Raw genomic sequence first — 16,931 nt, forward strand, 5'->3', positions numbered from 1 at the left:
GCCCCGCACAGGGGCAACGCTAATAGACCACTAACAATGCAAGGAAAGGCACCAAAGCCAGAACAAGGAAAGCCCAAAGCCCTAAGAACACGGCCAAAAAGCGCCGCAGGCAACAACCCACACTTCAACCCGCGCGCGCCCTACTGCGCCGCCACGTCTCCGATGGCAACTCCCCAAACTGCCCCCGATACTCATTGGAGAAATTCCCAAAATGCCAAAACCCCCACCGCGTAGCGACTTCAGTAACAGACCCAGCGGCTCTCAGTTCCCGCCGCACATGATCAAGCCGAACCGCTCGTATATACGCTGAAGGATTCACTCCAACTGTATCCTCAAACGCATACTGCAAAGTGCGCCGACTCGCGCGAAACCGCGCACATAGCTCGGCGACAGACAGCGGGCAATCCGGCGACTCTTCCACCAGCTCACGAACGCTGCGCACAAGCTGCCAGTTCCGCGCGGTACGCGCTTCGACATTCCCGTGTGGATCCGCATCCCGCATTCCCTGCAATGCCTCGGCAAGACCAAATATCACCGACTTCTCGAACGAGGCCGCCACGCCGCCATCATCGAGCAGAGTCGGCGTCGCACTCACGGCGTCAAGCAATGGCTTCAGCACCTCGCGAAATCCTTGCAATCTCGCAGGATCGACATTCAACACACCAGGCCTCGCGCCCAGCAACGGCGCAATCTCGTCGAGCTGCGAGCGCAGCAAATGATCGCCAATCGCGTCAGGTTCGATCTCCAGATTCACCACCAGATGCGTGTCGGGCGACAAAAACTCGAACCCGCCATCGCCGGAAAACACATGCAGACCGTCGCGATGACTCGTCTGCCCGCACAGCAGTGCATGCCCTTCGAGTTGAAATGGAATGCCCACGGCGAGCCTGGACCGCGCCACCTGGCCGCGTTGATAGACCGTGCGGTTCAGGCGCTCCACCAACACCCGCACGCCGCCCGCGGCGAACGAACTCACCGAGCCGTCGAAGGCGCCACGCGAAATCTGGCAATAGCTCTGGTTCCACGCGTCGAGCAACATCGCCTGCTCGTCGATGTTCCGGCAATAGCGAATCTCGACGGCGCTGCTTGTCTGATTGGCCGGCTGCATAGCTTCTCCCGATTCTGTTGGCGCTCCCCGAAAGCCTCGTGCCGACCAGTGTATGCGAAAAAAAGTCCGTGCCGCACCCGGGGTTCAGGCCGTCTGCGCTCATCCGGGTGCGCTCGAATCACCGCATGTAATGCATTTGTCAGTAAGGCAGATTTTTACGGGATTTTTACTTTTTGCCAATTTTGGATAGTCGCCGCTTTTTGCCGCCCCTACTTTGTGCACAACGCAATGCAACACAACGCACTGGACACTGGAACGGGAGTCACGCATGAGCAGAGCGGCAGGCAGGCTGGAAGGCAAGATCGCAATCGTGTCAGGCGGCGCGACCGGTGCGGGCGGCGCGGCGTCGCTGCTATTCGCGCAGGAAGGCGCGCAAGTCGCCGTGGTCGATATCAATACCGATGCGGGCGAGGAGGTCGTGACGCGAATTCGCGCGGCGGGTGGCACAGCCGAACTGTTCGCTGCCGATGTATCGAAGCGCGCTGCCGTGGACGCCGCCGTGGCGAACATCATGGCGCGCTTCGGGCGCATCGACGTGCTGTTCAACCACGCCGGCAGCATCGTCGTGAAGCCGTTCGTCGATACCACCGACGAAGACTACGACTGGCTCATGAACGTCAACGTCAAAAGCATGTTCATGATGACCCGCGCGGTGCTGCCGCACATGCTCGCGGCAGGCGGCGGTTCGATCGTGTGCACCGCGTCGATTTCGTCGGTCGCGGCCACGCCGCTCGAAGTGCTGTACTGCACGACCAAAGGCGCATGCGCCATGTTCGCGCGGTCGATCGCCGTCGAGTATCGCGACCGTGGCATTCGCTGCAACGCCGTGTGTCCCGGCTTCATCGATACGCCGCACGGACGCCGCGAAATCAGCGCGCTTGCGAAGTATGGATTCGATGCGAGCGAAGCGGCGCTGTCGGTGCAGCAGGGCCGTCTGTGCGCGCCGGAAGAAGTCGCGCGCGCGGCGCTCTTTCTCGCCAGCGACGACGCCAGTTTCGTCAACGGCGCACACCTGTACGTCGACAACTGCTTTACGGCTGCGTGAGCCGGTCCTTCGTCGCGCGGTCACGCCAGTTTGCCGCTTCGTCATAACCCTGTTCAAAGGATCGCGTCATGGACATCAACACGGCCGTGCCGTCGGCGGAGTCCGCCGACAACGACGTCAAGCTGTTGCACAAGATGGGCTACGCGCAGGAGCTGTCCCGGCGCATGGGGGCGTTCTCGAACTTCGCGGTATCGTTCTCGTTGATCTGCATTCTGTCGGGTGGCATCACGTCGTTCCAGATGGGCCTGTCGGCGGCGGGCGGGGCGTCGATCGGACTCGGCTGGCCGCTCGGCTCGCTGTTCGCGTTGGTCGTGGCGGCAGCGATGGCGCAGATCGCGTCGTCGTATCCGACGGCTGGCGGCCTTTATCACTGGAGTTCGATTCTCGGCGGCAAAATGTGGGGCTGGCTCACTGCCTGGCTGAATCTGCTCGGTCTCGTGTTCGTGGTCGCCGCGATCAACTACGGTACCTATGATCCGTTCTTTCGCACACTGATCGCGCCAATGTTCGGTGTGAGTCCCGATTCGCTCGGCTGGTGGCAGCAGACGCTCTTTCTGACGGTGATCACCGCCTCGCAAGCGTTCCTGAATCATCGCGGCATTCGCATCACCAGCAAGATCACGGACCTGTCGGGTTATCTGATCTTTGTGGTGACGGTCATGCTGGTGGTGTCCCTGCTGGTGTATTCGCCGGTCAAGATCGATCTGTCGCGGCTCTACACGTTCACCAACTTCACCGGTATCGATGGCGGCGCATGGCCCAAGCAAACCATTGCCATGGCGTTTCTGTCCGGTTTGCTGCTGACCGCTTATACGATCACGGGCTTCGACGCTTCTGCGCATACCTCGGAGGAGACGCATCAGGCGGCGCGCAATGTGCCGCGCGGCATCGTTGGCTCCGTGTTCTGGTCGACGACCTTCGGCTATGTGATGGTGTGCGCGTTCGTGCTGGTGATGCCGGATATCACTGCGGGGGTGAAGCAGGGCACCGGGTTCTTCGAAGCGATTCTTGCGCCGATTCCGGGACCGCTGCGCATCCTGATCGAATTGCTGATGTTCTTCATCAACTACGTATGCGGTCTCGCAGCCGTTACGTCGACCTCGCGCATGATGTTCGCGTTTGCCCGCGACGGCGGCTTGCCTGGCTCGAAGTGGCTGCGCAAGGTGAATGCGGCACACCGCACGCCGGGTGCTGCAATCTGGACCTCGGCGGTGCTGGCGATTGTGGTGACGTTGTACGGCGACGCGTTCACGGTGCTGAGCGCGGGTAGCGCGGTGTTTCTGTTCATCTCCTACGCGATGCCGATTGCTGCCGGCATTTTCGCCGAGGGCCGCACGTGGAAGGAAAAAGGGCCGTTCCAGTTGGGCATGCTGTCGAAGCCGTTCGCGGTGGCTGCGGTGTTCGGCGCGCTCGTGCTCGCCTATGTCGGCATGCAGCCGCCTAATCAGAAAGTGGTGTACGTCATTGTTGGTTTGCTCGCGATCCTGCTGGCGATCTGGTACGGCGCCGGTGTGCGCAAGAGCTTTGCGGGCCCGCCGATCGGCAAGGTGTCGAAGGAGCGCGAGCAGGAGTTGAGCGGGCTCGAGGGGCGACTGGGGGAAAGCTGACGCACTGCGAGTGCGCGGCCAGGCGCCGCCATCCATGTCTGAAAAAAATAACGTCAGCCGGCCCTGAAGCCGGCTGACGTTTTTACGTCTACCGCATGATGAGGCGGTTGCTAATTAGATACCGACGTATCCCACCGGCACCGTCGCATTCGACTTCGCAACCGAAGCGTTGTTAGACACCACATACACCGGCGATTCAGTCAGATTAAGCGTCAGCGTCCCATTACTGTAACTCGCGCTCGAAGCATTCCCCATCATATCGACCACCTTCACGGTACCGCTCGTGCCCGGCGCATCCACAGTGAGGCTATACGGCACGCTATAGCTCGAGCTGAACCCAACACTCGCATCCCACACGCTATTGTTGTGCGCCCACAAAGCGGTGATCACCGCCCCATTGCCCACCTGCTGGAACGCGTACGCGTAGACCCCGGTCGGCGTGCCGTTCACCGCTCCAAGCGTATGCGTACCATCGAGCGTATGCGTCATCGCGCTGATCGCCATCGCGACTGGCTTCGGACTGATATTCGTCGCGCCGAAGGCACCCTGCGCATCGCTCAGGTCGAAGAACGTGCCGTAGCCGACTTCGCCCGGATAGTCCGCACCGTAGAACACGTAGGTCTGATCCGCGCCTTCACCCAGCGTGATGATGTGCATGCGCGCCGCGACCGCCGCTTGCGCGTACAGCACGTTCGCGCTCGGATAGTTCGGACCGTACGAGCTGCCGAGGTCGTAGCTGATGCCGGCTTCCGTGGAGAACAGCTTCATGCCCGTGCGGTAGTCGGTAGCCATTTCATTTCGCAGAGCGCGCATCTGGCCGCGCAGCGAACCTGAGGCTGTCGACGGGTCACTGTCGTAGCGCTCCGGCGGATGCGACGGCGAAGTGCCCGCGTCGTAGTAGCCGTGCGTTGCCACCGCGTCGATGTATTGGCCGAAGCCGAGCGGCGCGAGGCGCTTCAGACGCGTCGTGGTCAGGCTCGGGAACGCATCGGCCGGGCCCATCACCACCGCGTTCGAATCGGTGGAATGGACGCCTTGATAGACGGACTGATACAGCGCGATGAAATTGGCATCGGTGTCGGTCCAGAACTCGTTGGGCTCCCACGTCACCTGATAGTAGTTCGCCGACTGGGTCGGGAAGTACGCCGCGCGAATCGCGCTCGATTCCGTGCCGACGCGGCTCATGTAGTTCTGGTAATACGAAAGGTTGGTCGGCACGCTCGTGTCGTCCTGGAACGCGCCGGTGCTGCTCGCCCAGGCAGGGATGCCGTCGAGACGGATCAGGCGCATCACGTTGCCGCTCTTGTAGAACGGATCGAGATTGTTCGTGGAAGGGTTGAAGGTGTTCGCGCCGTTCGGCTCCATCGTCGAAAGCTGGCGGTCGTCGATCGTCGACGAGATGCCGAGGTCGGCCAGCAGAGGGCCGTTGTCGTTCGCGCCTTGCATGCCGAAGCGGTGCTGGTCCTGATGCGCGTAGGTGACCGCAGGCACGACCTGAGACAGGTTCGGCAGCACACCGAAAGTCGCAATGCCGACCGGACGCGTGCCGGCCTGTGGCAGTTGGCCGCCGTTCTGCGCGAGTGTGCCCGTCGCGGCGAAATAGCCGGCGAGCGTCGAGGTGCAGTTGAGCGTGATGGTCTTCGAACCGCTCGGGACGGCGGTGCTGCCGCTCGCCGCCACTCGGCCGATGGTGTCCGTGACGGCCCAGTTCAGCGTATCGGCATTCGGCACGTTGGTGCTGAAGGCGAGCTGGAAGGTGGTGCCGGAAGCGAAGATGCGTGTGCCGTCAGCACTCGGCGTGTCGGCGGAAATGGTGGCGCTGCCGGAGCCCGCCGAGACGGCCGGCGATGCACAACTGAGCGTCGCGACGGTGGTGCCCGCGCCGTTCACCGTGGCGGTGCCGCCGGTGCTGCTGTTGCCCGCCGCAGTCGAGTTGGACGAGCCGGAGCTGCCGTTGAGCTGGCTTGTTGCGTTGTTGCTGGCGCCGTTACCGCCGCCGCCACCACCGCAGCCCGCTAGCGCGAGAGAAAGTGTCGAAAGTAGGAGTAGTTGCGATTTCATCAATCTAACCAATGCGTTCTGTGAATATTCGCTTGCCTCTTCGCGCAAGGCGCGTAGGGAGACAGAGCAAACATCGGGGTTCAATTGCAAGCCAGCCGATGACCGAGGCATCGACACTGGCCGTCCTGGATGCGCAACCATTCGGTCGCGCGAAGGTGTGATGCCTTCCCGGGTTGTCGGCCCCGAACGCATTTCTCTGCAGAGAAATTCTTATCGTACGAATCCATGCCACTCGTCATGGCGGATTTGGCGGAATCGGACGACCGGGGAAGGTGTGACGAATACAACGAACGTCTTGAGGAACAGCGCAATCCACATCGAAGTGCTTGAGTTCATCGCGCCATTCGATGAACTTTTTACTGTCCTGTAAGCAAGAAAGGCTCTGATGGGAAGAATCGACTGCAACAATACTCATTAGTATGTTTAAAAGAAGTAACGAGTCGTTACGTATGAACAATAAGGCAGTACTAATTGCATTGATCGCACCAAAAAATACGTATGAGGAGATTAGTCTTTGTCCGCCAAACAGAAATGGGGTCGAAAAGATTTGCAACGGATGCCTAACTATACGAATCGGGGTAAACCGCTGAGAAATGGGCGATAGCGCTCATTGCATAGCCGAAGGAGCCTTGCAGATGGCGGAAAAGTGCTGGGCCTTCGGTGTAACGTTTCCTCGCGATAGTGACTTCGCGGCGGAACTGTCGCTGTTTTACGGAGACGAGGCCGCGTCCCGCGAAAGGGGCGCGCCAGATGAACGATGATGGATGTCGACGGTTTTTGGGGGCGGTACTTGCTGGTCGGCTTGTCCATCCGCTGCGCAAAAAAGGCGGTTATCCAGAGAGATAAATCGTGAGAATTCTTCAGTTGGTTCATGCCCCGCGACTTTCCGGGGCAGAAGTACTTGTAAAAGGTCTCGCGATTCAACATCAGCGCGGCGGCCATGAGGTCTGTATAACGTCACTGCTTCCTCAGCAGGACGATTTCGTCGGCATTCGTGCGGAGCTGGAAGCCGCAGGCGTCACCTGTCTGTTCCCGACCAGCCGTCACGGCAGGGTGGGCAAATTGCTGCACCTGTATCGCGTGGTGCGCCAGTTCCGTCCCGACTTCATCGTGGCGCATGCTACGCTCGCCGCACTCTATGTGCGTCTTCTGCCGGTGCATACGCCGATCGCCTGGGTGATGCACTCCGGCGTCAATGACTTCGAGAACGGCGCGCTCAAGCAGGCGGAGCGCCTGCTGTCACGGCGGGCGAGAGCGATCATCGGCGTGTCGCAGCAAAATATCGACGACTACCTGCGAGAAATCGGCAAGCATCCGGCGATGGTCGTGATCCCGAATGGCGTGGACGCGTCGCTGTTCGCCGAAGACAGCAACCCATCCGTACCGGATATCGCCGTGCCTGCGAAGCAGATCGTTCAGCTAGGCCGCTATATAGAAGGGAAGAGTCAGCTGGACACGATCCGCGCGTTCGAGCACGTCGTGCAGAGCGAGCCTGAAGCGCGCCTGCTGCTGTGCGGAGTCATCGAGGAGATTCCCTATTACGAGGCGGTGGTGTCGCTGGTTCATCAGCTTGGCCTCGACAGCCGCGTGACGGTATGCGGGCCGCGCCTGGATGTCGCCGCGATTCTTCGCTCGTCACGTGTCTTTGCGATGCCTTCGCGTTTCGAAGCGCAGAGCATCGGCTTTCTGGAGGCGCTCGCCTCGGGCATTCCTGTCGTGGCGAGCCGGATTCCGTCGTTCGGTTTTGCCAGTGGATTTGCCGGCGTTAGTCTCGTCGACACGGCCGATCCGGAGGCCTATGGCCGCGCCTTGCTCAAGGCGCTCGATATGCCGCGAGCGAACCGGCAACTGGCGGGATACACGTTGCACGACACGGCAGATCGCTACATGACGATCGCGCGGCAGTTCGTTCAGCCGCTGCGCGTGTCGACCTGAACCGCGTCGGGTCGACCGGCTTGCGCTACTGCGCCAACCGGTCGATCCGCACCGTCTCCGAGAACAGTCCCGGGAGTTCACCGAGATCCTGGGCTGCGCCTAAAGCGAAACCATCGCCTACCGGATAGCGCGTCAGCGCCGGTGCGCCGCCGGTGAAATAGAAATCGCCGAGCGTGGCGTCGGTTCTTCGATAGAGCACGAGCGCGGCATTGCGCTTGTCACGCACGAAAGCCGGAAAGACATCCGACCACGACATGCCACGCAGCGTCGCCGCCTGGACCGGCACTGCGTTCGCGTCCGCTGTGTCGAGCGTGGCAATGTCGATGACCGCGTCCTCGTTCGTTCCGTCGAGATGCGGTGTCAAAAGAATCAGCGTATTGCTCGCTTTGCCGTGCACGGCCCCGACCGTCACTTTGACGAAGTCGGGCAGGAAACTCGCCGGCAATAGTTTGCGTTCGCCGATGGTCATGCGTGTGCCGTCATTGGAAATTGGCGTGAGTGCGAGCCGGCCGTCCGCACCATCCACCGCGACCAGCGACGTGCGTGAACCTGCAGTTTGGACTGGCAGAAGATTGGCGTTTTGCCGCAGCGTTTTTGCTTGCGCCATGAGTGTCGGCGCTGAGCCCGTCGAGCCCGTGGAAGACGCCGTCCAGAGGTCAAGCCCGCTATCGGCGCGTTTCTGTGCGATCAGCACGCCGGCACGTCCCATTCCGCCGAAGTCCGCCGCCACATATTGCTGCGTCAACGCGGGCCTGAACTCACGGCTCGTCTGAAGCCAGAGACGTGGAGCCTCGAAGCGCTCGCCTGTGCTGCGAAGCAACCAGAACGCGGTGCCACCCTGGCGCGCGGTGATGACCATCAAGTCGGTCTTGCCGTCGCCGTCGAAATCGCCGAGCAGGAAGCGCGCGCTATCGAAGCACAGCTTGTCATCCGTGCAACTGGGCGCGGTGGCGCGGGGATCGAAAGGAACGAGGCCGGCGTACCAGAGCGCAGGGGGCGACGCTTTCACGAGCGACGCCGCATACACATTAAAGCCGGGCCCGTCGTGTTGTCGTTGCACGTAGACCGCGGCTTGCTCGCCCGTGCCGGCGACGTCGCCGACCATTGCGGTTGCGAGGCGCAGATCTGTCGCCTGCGTGCGTTGCTGAGTTGCCCACCGGTAGCGTGTGGTGAGCTGGGTGCAGCCGCGCATGGTGAGCTTGCCGTCGTTTTCGCCGAGGCAGTGCCGCAGCGGCGTATAAACGAGGCCGAAGTCCCACGGCGTCCAGCGCTGCGCCATGTCCCATTGATCACAGGTCTCGGAGATCAGATAGCCGTCGCGTTCGGCGATGCATTGCGAAGTCGCGACGCTGACGAGTGCGGCGTTGCGCGCATTGCCGGGATATACCGTCACCGGATCCCAGCGCCATTGTTGCGTGGACGAGCCCGTGCATGCGGCGAGTGTCGGCGCCTGGCCGCTGCCTGCGGAGGTCAGGCAGCGAGTTGCCGCCGCATTGAATAGCTGAATGGGATGCGATTGAAAATCGGCAACGCGGTGATCGCTGCGATCGGCGAAGGCATAGCGGCGCGCGACCCAGTTACCGTCCCACTGGAACTCGCCGAATACGTGCGAAAACTCGCTGCCGTCGACAGAAAAATAGCTGGCGACGATGTCGCGCTTGCGCTGAACTTCGGCCGCCGACACATTGCCCGGCCAGTCGCCGGTCGGATAGGTGATGTGGTATTCGATCGGCACGCTTTTGTTCAGCGTCTGGGCGACGTGGCGCGTGATGCGCGCGGCGTAGATGTGATCGGGGTGCTCGAGAAACGGTACGGTGTCCGGATTGAGCGTGTAGATCTGCGACGCCCCGGCGAGTATCACTCTCAGTGTGGCCGACAGCGAGGCCCGATCGTATTGCACACGCACCGAACCGTCGGCGTTCATCGGATAGGTGGAAAGCGTGGCGCGCTGTTCCCACAGCAGGCCGAGCGGTTCGCGGCCGCCGCGCACGGCGCCGCCGGGCAGGCGGAATTCGAGCAGACGGACTTGCGGCTTGGCCTTCAGCACCATCTGATGCACCAGCTTGCCGGCGATCGGAATATTCGTTTCGATCCATTCGTCAGGCACCCCCGCCATGCGCGCGTACGCGAGCCGCGAGGCCCGCTCGCGGGTCTGCACGTAAGCGAAATCCGCACCGTTGGCGCCGCCGATCAGATGGACAGTGGTGATGCACCAGCCGGCGTCGAGCCGTTCGCTGATGGCGGGGTCGACAAAGAGCAGATCGTCGTCGAGGTGAGCGACGACTGTCACCAGCGTGCCGGCGCCGCAATCGGCCGCGCGCGCCGCGCCCGGAAAGAAAGCGAAAAAAAGTAGCGCTAGAAGAGCAATGGATGAATCGCGAACGAGCCTGGCTGCCGATGATCGCATGTCTGATTCGAGCCCTGACGGTGAGCTCGATCATACTGTACCGGCGTGAGTTGACGCGTTGGCGAACTCACAGTAGATATCACTTTGCGCACCGGCAATGGGTCATGCGGGTGGCGGGGCTGTTGGCGCTAGCGGAAATAAGCCTTGGTGTTCTCGTGGACATCGGCGCGTGCGAGCAGCTCAGAAGGTGTTAGCCAGAGATAGTCGCTGTGCTGGTCGAGCCGGCCGACCGAGATGGTGCTGGTGAACTGCAGGCCATAGGCGAGCACGATGTAGTGCGTCGACACGTCAGGCTCGGCGGCGAAATTGTCTTTGTAATGGTGTTCGAAAACGCCCTCGAAGCGCGCGGTCGAGCGCGTCAGCCTGCCGATGCCCAATTCGGCGTCGGCGATGCGCGTGAACGCTCTGTCGAGTGTTTCGTCTTTGAGAATTCGCCCGCCGGGAACGAACCATGTGCCGCGGGCGGGGCGATTGCGCCGGTGGCCGATCAACACGCGGCCCTCGGCGTCGCTGACGATCAGATCGATCGCGACCAGCGGCGTCAGACGCACCACGTCCAGGAAATCGATCTCGGTCAGCATTCCATCTCCTGCAGGGTGCGCGTCGCGTTGAGCGCAGGGTGATCGTGAGGCGATGCTGAAGGCACTAGTAGTCGCCATGATGTTCATCATCCCGGGTGAGACGGCTTGAGACATTCGCCAGCAGCAGTGCGACCAGAATCGCGCCGACCGTGGCGAAGACAAACGCCCCAACCATCCCGGCCAGCACCAGCATTGTCCATGCGAGGCCGTTCATTTCTCGGTTCCGGCGCGTTGATATGCGTGCGAGGTAGTCTTCTTCTGGATTTTACGGGTGTAAGAAACGACTTGCCCTGTCACATCACGCCGAAGTATCGCCGCGTCTCGACAGCAAGCGGTGCCTATCGAGGGGTCTACGGCGGCCGCTACGCGCACCCCGCGCCTTGTGCGGTACATCTAGCGAGGCACGTAACCCTCCGGCGTCATGACCGCGTCCTTGAACACGCCGGCGTTGGCGGACACCACATAGATGGGCGCCGGCGACAGCTTGAGGTTCGCGACACCGTCGCGATACGGCAAGCTCGATGGGTTGCCCATCATGTCGAACACGGTCACTTCGCCTGACGTGCCGGGTGCGTCGACACGCAGACGATAATCCGCGCTCTGGCTCGCGCTGAAACCGGTTTTGGCGTTCCACGCGTCGTTGTCATGCGTCCACAACGCCGTCACGATCTTGCCGCCGCCGAGCCGGCGGAACGCGTACGCGTAGACGCCTTTGGGCAAAGCTTTGAGCGGCCCGAGCGTATCCGTGCCGTCGATGATCCGCGTCATCACCGCCACCGCGAGCGCGGCGGGTTTGGGGCTGATGCGGGCGGCGCCGTAGGCGCCAGTCGGATGATCGAGCTCGAAGAAAACACCATAGCCGGGCGCGGCATCCGGCATGTCCGCGAGGTAGAACACGTAGGTCATATCCGCGCCTTCGCCGAGCAGGATGAGATGCGTGCGCGCCACGACCGCGGCTTGTGCATACAGCACGTTCGCGCCCGGATAGTTCTTGCCATACGCCGCACCGATGTCGTAGCTGATGCCGGTTTCGGTAACAAACAGCGGCGCACCGGGTTTCAGGTATAAACGCAACTCGTGACGCAGCGCGCGCATCGCGGCGGGCAGCGCGCCGGGCACGGTGCCCTGATTGCCTGAGTCGGCGACACGTTCGGGCGGGTGCGATGGTGTGGTGCCGATGTCGTAATAGCCATGGATGGTCATGCCATCCATATAGCGGCCGATCCCGAGCGGACCGAGACGGCGCATCTTCTCGACATTGACTTGCACTGACGCGTACGTCACCCCCATCACTACGGCATGCGGGTCCGTCTGATGAATGCCCTCCCAAACCGCCTTATACATCGCGACGAAATTCGCGTCGGTATCGCGCCACGGCAGGCCGCCGTCGGCGTCCGGTTCCCATGTCACCTGATAGTAGTTGTCGCGCTGTTTGGGGAAGTAGGTCATCCGCGTGCGGTTGGACTCGGCGCCGACTTTGGCCATGTAGTCCTTCATTTGTGCGAGCGAGGTCGGCGCATAGCTGTGCGTCTCCTTGCCGGTCGGACTAGCCCACTGAGGAATACCGTCGAGCTGGATCAGACGCATGATGTCGCCGCGCCGGAAGTAGGGCAGCAACTGCTTGCTCGCGGGATCGAACGTGCCTGCGTTTTTCGGCTCTTCCATATACCAGTTGCGATTGTCGTTCGCCCACGAGAGGCCGAGCGCGGTGTAAGCCGGCCGATAGCCGTCGCCATCGCAGCAATGCTGCCCGGGCGCAAGGTATGCAGTCCCCTGTCCGCCGAATCGGTGCAGGTCGTCGTAGGGAAAGCGAACGGCGGGCAACGCAGCAGAGGTGTCGGGCAGGACGCCGAAGGTGGCGATCCCCGCAGGACGTGTGCCACGCGATTCGAGCTGGCCATGTGCGCGTTCCAGCGAAGCGGAGACGGCGAAGTAGCCGGCAACGGTCGAGGCGCAACTGAGCGTCGACAGCGTGGCGCCCGCCGCAACGGGGAAGCGGCCGCTAGCACGCACGGTATTCCAGCTGTCGCGGATTTGCCAGTTGAGCGTGTCGTTTTGCGCAGGTCGTGTCGTGAAGACGAGTGCGAACGGTTTGTCTGCTGCGAACAGGCGCGTGCCGTCGCTCGGCGTGTCCGCTTCCAGCAGATCGCCGTTTGCGGCCGCGCGTACTTGTGAGGTGGGCGCGCCGCAGCGCAGACCCTGCCCGGGCGGCGCCTTTAATGAAGTGGATACCGTGGCCGCAGATTCCTGCGCGGCGGCAGGCGCTGTGTCTTTTTTCGCCGAGGCAGCGGCTTCAGCCTTGGCCGCCGTGCTCGAGTCAGTCGCAGTGACCGCAACTGCGCAGCGCTTCTCCACACCGGGCGCAGGATCGCCGAACACACCGTTATTGCAATCGGCGGTGGTCGTGAACGTCTTGATGACATGTTGTTCGACGGTGCCGTACAGCACGTCGCGCGTACCGTTGAACCGGCAGGTTCCATATTCCGCCGCGCAAGGTGTCCACTTTCTGCCGTCGACCGTCAGATCGGCATTGCTTGCGCTGTCAGGACCGGCTGAAGCCGCTGCCGCACTACACGAGGAGGCCGCCATGGCCAGCAGGATAAATACCGCCGCCGAAGCGGCAACGCGCAGCGCTAACCCGCGGGCGCCACAGGTGCCGGCGAGTGGTTGCAGCGCGCGATATTCACATACATCAGACATGTGTTCCCCGTGTCGTTCGACGCATAGGTTCCGGCCTGTTGTAACGATAAGGCGTCACCGGATTGCTAGTTGACCAGGCCAGACCCGCCTCAGACTACCTCGCGTTGCAATGTGTTGCGGAAACCGCATAGGCCATTTCCGCAATTCTATGGCGGAAACATACCGGCTCTCATCCGACAGAATCCGCCATTGGCCCGTCTATTGCCGGGCTGGCTAAAGTTGTCTTATTGCCGTGTTTCACGTTTGAAACATTAATCGTCATGTTTATATTCTCCAGATCCAATAACAACGAATTAAATAATTTTCTCTCTCGAAAAGTGCTTATATTGGATACTGTTTTATATGTCTCTGCCGACCAAATATATCGTCAGAAGAAAGCCCCGCGGGCATCCGGTAAGAACAATGACTGGTGCAAACAAGGGGGCTGCTCTCATTCTGGCGATGTGACGGAAAGAAGTCACTTCGAATCTGCAGAATGCCGGGCAGATCAAATTGCAACTCAAGCATTTCGAGTGGCGGTTGTATGTGCGCCAGCACACAAAAAATCACATTAATTAGCATTAGGATTCGCGGAATGTGAATTCATTCATATGCAGAATCGGCAATTAATTCGTTGAAAAATAGTAGCAGAGCAATTGTTCCGAAAATCACTGGCTGGCCACCATATTGAAACGCCAACATGTCTGCACTTTCGGTCATGGCGGCTAAATGCTTGATTGCGGATGGCTATGATGCACTGCACAGAGCATTCCTCTGTGTGGGCGTTCAAGGTTGAAAAGTAGATCCGTTTTCTGTTGAGAGGATGACTATGACCTGCGCGAGTCTCGAGTCTGCCATGTTGCGCTGGGTGCACGCACCGAACAAAGGTATGCGTCGCATCGCAATCCTGATGTTCAACGACTGCTCGCTGCAGGGCGCGGGCGTGGTTGCGGAAGTGTTTCAGGCTGCTAACGAACTGGCATCGTCCGGATCCGGTGGCTGGTTGTATGACGTTTCCTTCCTGTCGGCCGACGGCGGCATGGTGACCTCGTCATCGGCACTGCGGGTCTGGACCGACGGGCTCGACGCGCGCCATTACGGCGGCTTCGACGCGTTGTATGTGGCCGGCGGCAAAGGCGCATTCGCCGCAGCCGGCGACGAGCGGCTGATCGCCTGGTTACGGCGTGTGCGCCGCAACACGGGCATGATCCGGCCGATCGCGGAAGGGCGCGCCTTGCTCGAAGCAGCCTATGTGCCGGACAGCAAGGACAGCGGCGAATTTCACCAGCCGCAGTCGATGTCGTCGCGCCAGACCGAGCAGAACGGCGACGCGGGTGACCGGCTTGAATCGATGAGAAGCGCGCTCGCCATGATCAAGCGCGATCTCGGCGGCGCGACCGCCCGCACGGTGGCCGAGCGTCTGCTTGCCGATTCGTGCTCGAACCTCGCACCGCTGCTTGGCGAAGACGGCGGCTTGAGTCCCGGCGACAAAGTGCGCGCGGCGGCTCGCTGGCTGCAAGAGAATTGCCAGCAATCGATTTCGATTGCCGATGCGGCTCAGTTCGCCGCGATGAGCGAGCGCAACTTCCTGCGCCGCTTCAAGATGGAAATGGGTATCACGCCCTCGAGTTTCCTGTTGCATGAGCGCCTTGCGGTGACCTGCAGCCTGCTGACCGAGTCGGAATTGCCGGTGGACAAGATTGCCCGGCGTACCGGCATGGGTAACGGTGACCGCCTCGCGAAGGTTTTCCGTAAGCGGATGAGGATTTCCCCGACTGAGTTCCGGATTCAAAGCCGCCGTATGGTCGGCGGATAGCGCGCGCCGCGAACCGCGCTGAGCGCGCCCAACACGTAGTCGTCTCGTACCGCGCTTCGGTAAGTATTTCCTTGATCTCAAAAAATTATAAGGAATCCGAATATGTTGACTAAGGGAGTTGTGAACGCTGCGTCGGCGAACCCGGACGGTGCCAATGCCGGGACCGCCGGTGCGCATTGCGCGCGCATCGTCCCGGTCATTCTTGCCGGCGGCTCGGGCACGCGGCTGTGGCCGGTGTCGCGCGAAAACTATCCGAAGCAACTGATCGACGTGGTCGGCTCAGACTCGCTGTTGCAGGCGACTGCGCGGCGTATGGACGGCTTTCCCGCCGGCTGGAACGTGGACGCGTCGCCGATCATCGTGTGCGGCGAAGAACACCGGTTTGTGATTTCCGAGCAGCTTCTGGAAAACGGCGTGAACGCGCGTCTGATCGTCGAGCCTGCGCGGCGCGATACGGCGCCGGCGTTGACGCTCGCGGCGTCGCTCGCGTGCGCGGACGGCGACGACGCGATTCTCATCGTGATGCCAGCCGACCATTCGATTGCGGATGTGCCTGCGTTGCAAGGCGCGCTGGAACGCGCGGCCAGGTATGCGGAGCGTGGTTTGATCGCCACGCTGGGTGTGCCGCCCACGCGCCCCGATACGGGCTTCGGCTATATCCGTATCGGCGCGGAATTGCCCGATGGAGGTTATGCAATCGACGGCTTCGTCGAGAAGCCGGCCGAGGAAATTGCCGCGCAGTACGTCGCTGCAGGCACGTATTGGTGGAACGCAGGGATCTTCGTCGTGCGGGCACGCGTGTGGCTCGATACGCTGCAACGCCTGCAGCCGGAGATGCACGCAGCCTGCGAACGCGCATTCGCGAACGGCCGCAGCGAAGGCGCGTATTTCCGTCCGCTCGTGGACGCTTTCCTGAGTTCACCCGCTGACTCGATCGACTATGCCGTGATGGAGCGCCTCACTGACGTGAGCGACGTGAGTGACGCGAGCGCCACGGACGAGACAGCCGCGCCCCATGTCACTGACCCGCAAGACTCCGCTGCAAATCCGTCCGGCGTCGTTGTTCGGCTCGATGCAGGCTGGTCGGATCTCGGTTCCTGGGACGCCGTCTGGGCCGCAATGGATAAGGACGCCAACGGCAACGCCGGGCGCGGCCGCGTGACGTTCGAAGGCGCGGTGTCGAGCTATGCGCATTCCGAAGGCCGGCTTGTCGCCTGTGTGGGCACGACCAATGTGGTGGTCGTCGAAACAGCCGACGCCGTGCTGGTGGTCGACCGCTCACATGTGCAGGACGTCAAGGGCCTGGTGTCGCGCATCAAGGCGCAACACGCTCCCGAGGCCGATGCGCATCGCAAGGTGCGGCGCCCTTGGGGCTTCTACGATTCCATCGACCACGGTGAACGCTTCCAGGTGAAGCGCATCGTCGTCACGCCGGGCGCGAAGCTTTCGCTGCAACTGCATCACCACCGCGCCGAACACTGGGTCGTCGTGCGTGGCACGGCGCTCGTCACGCGCGGAGAAGAGCAGTTCCTGCTGAGCGAAAACGAGTCGACCTACATTCCACTCGGCACGCGTCACCGGCTCGAAAACCCGGGGAAAGTACCGCTCGAAATCATTGAAATCCAGTCAGGCACCTATCTCGGTGAAGACGACATTGTGAGGTTCAACGACAACTACGGCCGCTGCTCCTAA

General features: G+C 61.6%; 11 protein-coding genes. 5 read left to right on the top strand and 6 right to left on the bottom strand.

Features of this window, described 5'->3' with window-relative positions:
• Nucleotides 1-124: 124 nt before the first annotated feature.
• Nucleotides 125-1,108, bottom strand: coding sequence for a helix-turn-helix domain-containing protein (locus M0D68_RS18635; protein WP_093636565.1), 984 nt, complete (start codon nucleotides 1,106-1,108; stop codon nucleotides 125-127).
• 268 nt (nucleotides 1,109-1,376) lie between these two features.
• Between M0D68_RS18635 and M0D68_RS18640 the strand changes: the two genes are divergently transcribed.
• Together M0D68_RS18640 and M0D68_RS18645 are read left to right on the top strand one after the other, a co-directional pair.
• Nucleotides 1,377-2,153, top strand: a complete 777-nt coding sequence (locus tag M0D68_RS18640; protein ID WP_093636562.1) for an SDR family NAD(P)-dependent oxidoreductase — start codon at nucleotides 1,377-1,379, stop codon at nucleotides 2,151-2,153.
• A gap of 68 nt (nucleotides 2,154-2,221) precedes the next feature.
• The gene (locus tag M0D68_RS18645; RefSeq protein ID WP_054035445.1) at nucleotides 2,222-3,760 is read left to right on the top strand and encodes an amino acid permease; all 1,539 of its coding nucleotides are present in this window, start codon (nucleotides 2,222-2,224) and stop codon (nucleotides 3,758-3,760) included.
• 114 nt (nucleotides 3,761-3,874) lie between these two features.
• Here M0D68_RS18645 and M0D68_RS18650 read toward each other — a convergent pair whose 3' ends face one another.
• The gene (locus tag M0D68_RS18650) at nucleotides 3,875-5,821 is read right to left on the bottom strand and encodes a hypothetical protein (protein ID WP_200654814.1); all 1,947 of its coding nucleotides are present in this window, start codon (nucleotides 5,819-5,821) and stop codon (nucleotides 3,875-3,877) included.
• Nucleotides 5,822-6,670: 849 nt separating this feature from the next.
• On the opposite strand from M0D68_RS18650, the gene M0D68_RS18655 reads away from it, so the two are divergent.
• Nucleotides 6,671-7,756, top strand: coding sequence for a glycosyltransferase family 4 protein (locus M0D68_RS18655; RefSeq protein ID WP_200654813.1), 1,086 nt, complete (start codon nucleotides 6,671-6,673; stop codon nucleotides 7,754-7,756).
• A gap of 25 nt (nucleotides 7,757-7,781) precedes the next feature.
• Here M0D68_RS18655 and M0D68_RS18660 read toward each other — a convergent pair whose 3' ends face one another.
• The 4 genes from M0D68_RS18660 to M0D68_RS18675 form a co-directional block, all read right to left on the bottom strand.
• Nucleotides 7,782-10,163: a PIG-L family deacetylase gene (locus M0D68_RS18660; RefSeq protein WP_200654812.1), complete on the bottom strand. Its 2,382-nt coding sequence runs from the start codon at nucleotides 10,161-10,163 to the stop codon at nucleotides 7,782-7,784.
• Nucleotides 10,164-10,291: 128 nt separating this feature from the next.
• Entirely contained in the window at nucleotides 10,292-10,744 is a 453-nt protein-coding gene (locus M0D68_RS18665; protein ID WP_093636550.1) for a GDP-mannose mannosyl hydrolase, read from the bottom strand.
• 64 nt (nucleotides 10,745-10,808) lie between these two features.
• Nucleotides 10,809-10,958 (bottom strand): hypothetical protein, encoded by a 150-nt coding sequence (locus tag M0D68_RS18670; RefSeq protein WP_167378424.1) that lies wholly within the window; start codon nucleotides 10,956-10,958, stop codon nucleotides 10,809-10,811.
• Nucleotides 10,959-11,137: 179 nt separating this feature from the next.
• The gene (locus tag M0D68_RS18675) at nucleotides 11,138-13,444 is read right to left on the bottom strand and encodes a hypothetical protein (protein WP_200654811.1); all 2,307 of its coding nucleotides are present in this window, start codon (nucleotides 13,442-13,444) and stop codon (nucleotides 11,138-11,140) included.
• Nucleotides 13,445-14,252: 808 nt separating this feature from the next.
• Between M0D68_RS18675 and M0D68_RS18680 the strand changes: the two genes are divergently transcribed.
• Both M0D68_RS18680 and M0D68_RS18685 read left to right on the top strand, forming a co-directional pair.
• The gene (locus M0D68_RS18680) at nucleotides 14,253-15,239 is read left to right on the top strand and encodes a helix-turn-helix domain-containing protein (RefSeq protein WP_200652366.1); all 987 of its coding nucleotides are present in this window, start codon (nucleotides 14,253-14,255) and stop codon (nucleotides 15,237-15,239) included.
• A gap of 102 nt (nucleotides 15,240-15,341) precedes the next feature.
• Entirely contained in the window at nucleotides 15,342-16,931 is a 1,590-nt protein-coding gene (locus tag M0D68_RS18685) for a sugar phosphate nucleotidyltransferase (protein ID WP_093636541.1), read from the top strand.

This window comes from Paraburkholderia sp. SEWSISQ10-3 4 (assembly GCF_030464785.1).
GTDB classification, from domain to species: Bacteria; Pseudomonadota; Gammaproteobacteria; order Burkholderiales; family Burkholderiaceae; genus Paraburkholderia; species Paraburkholderia aspalathi.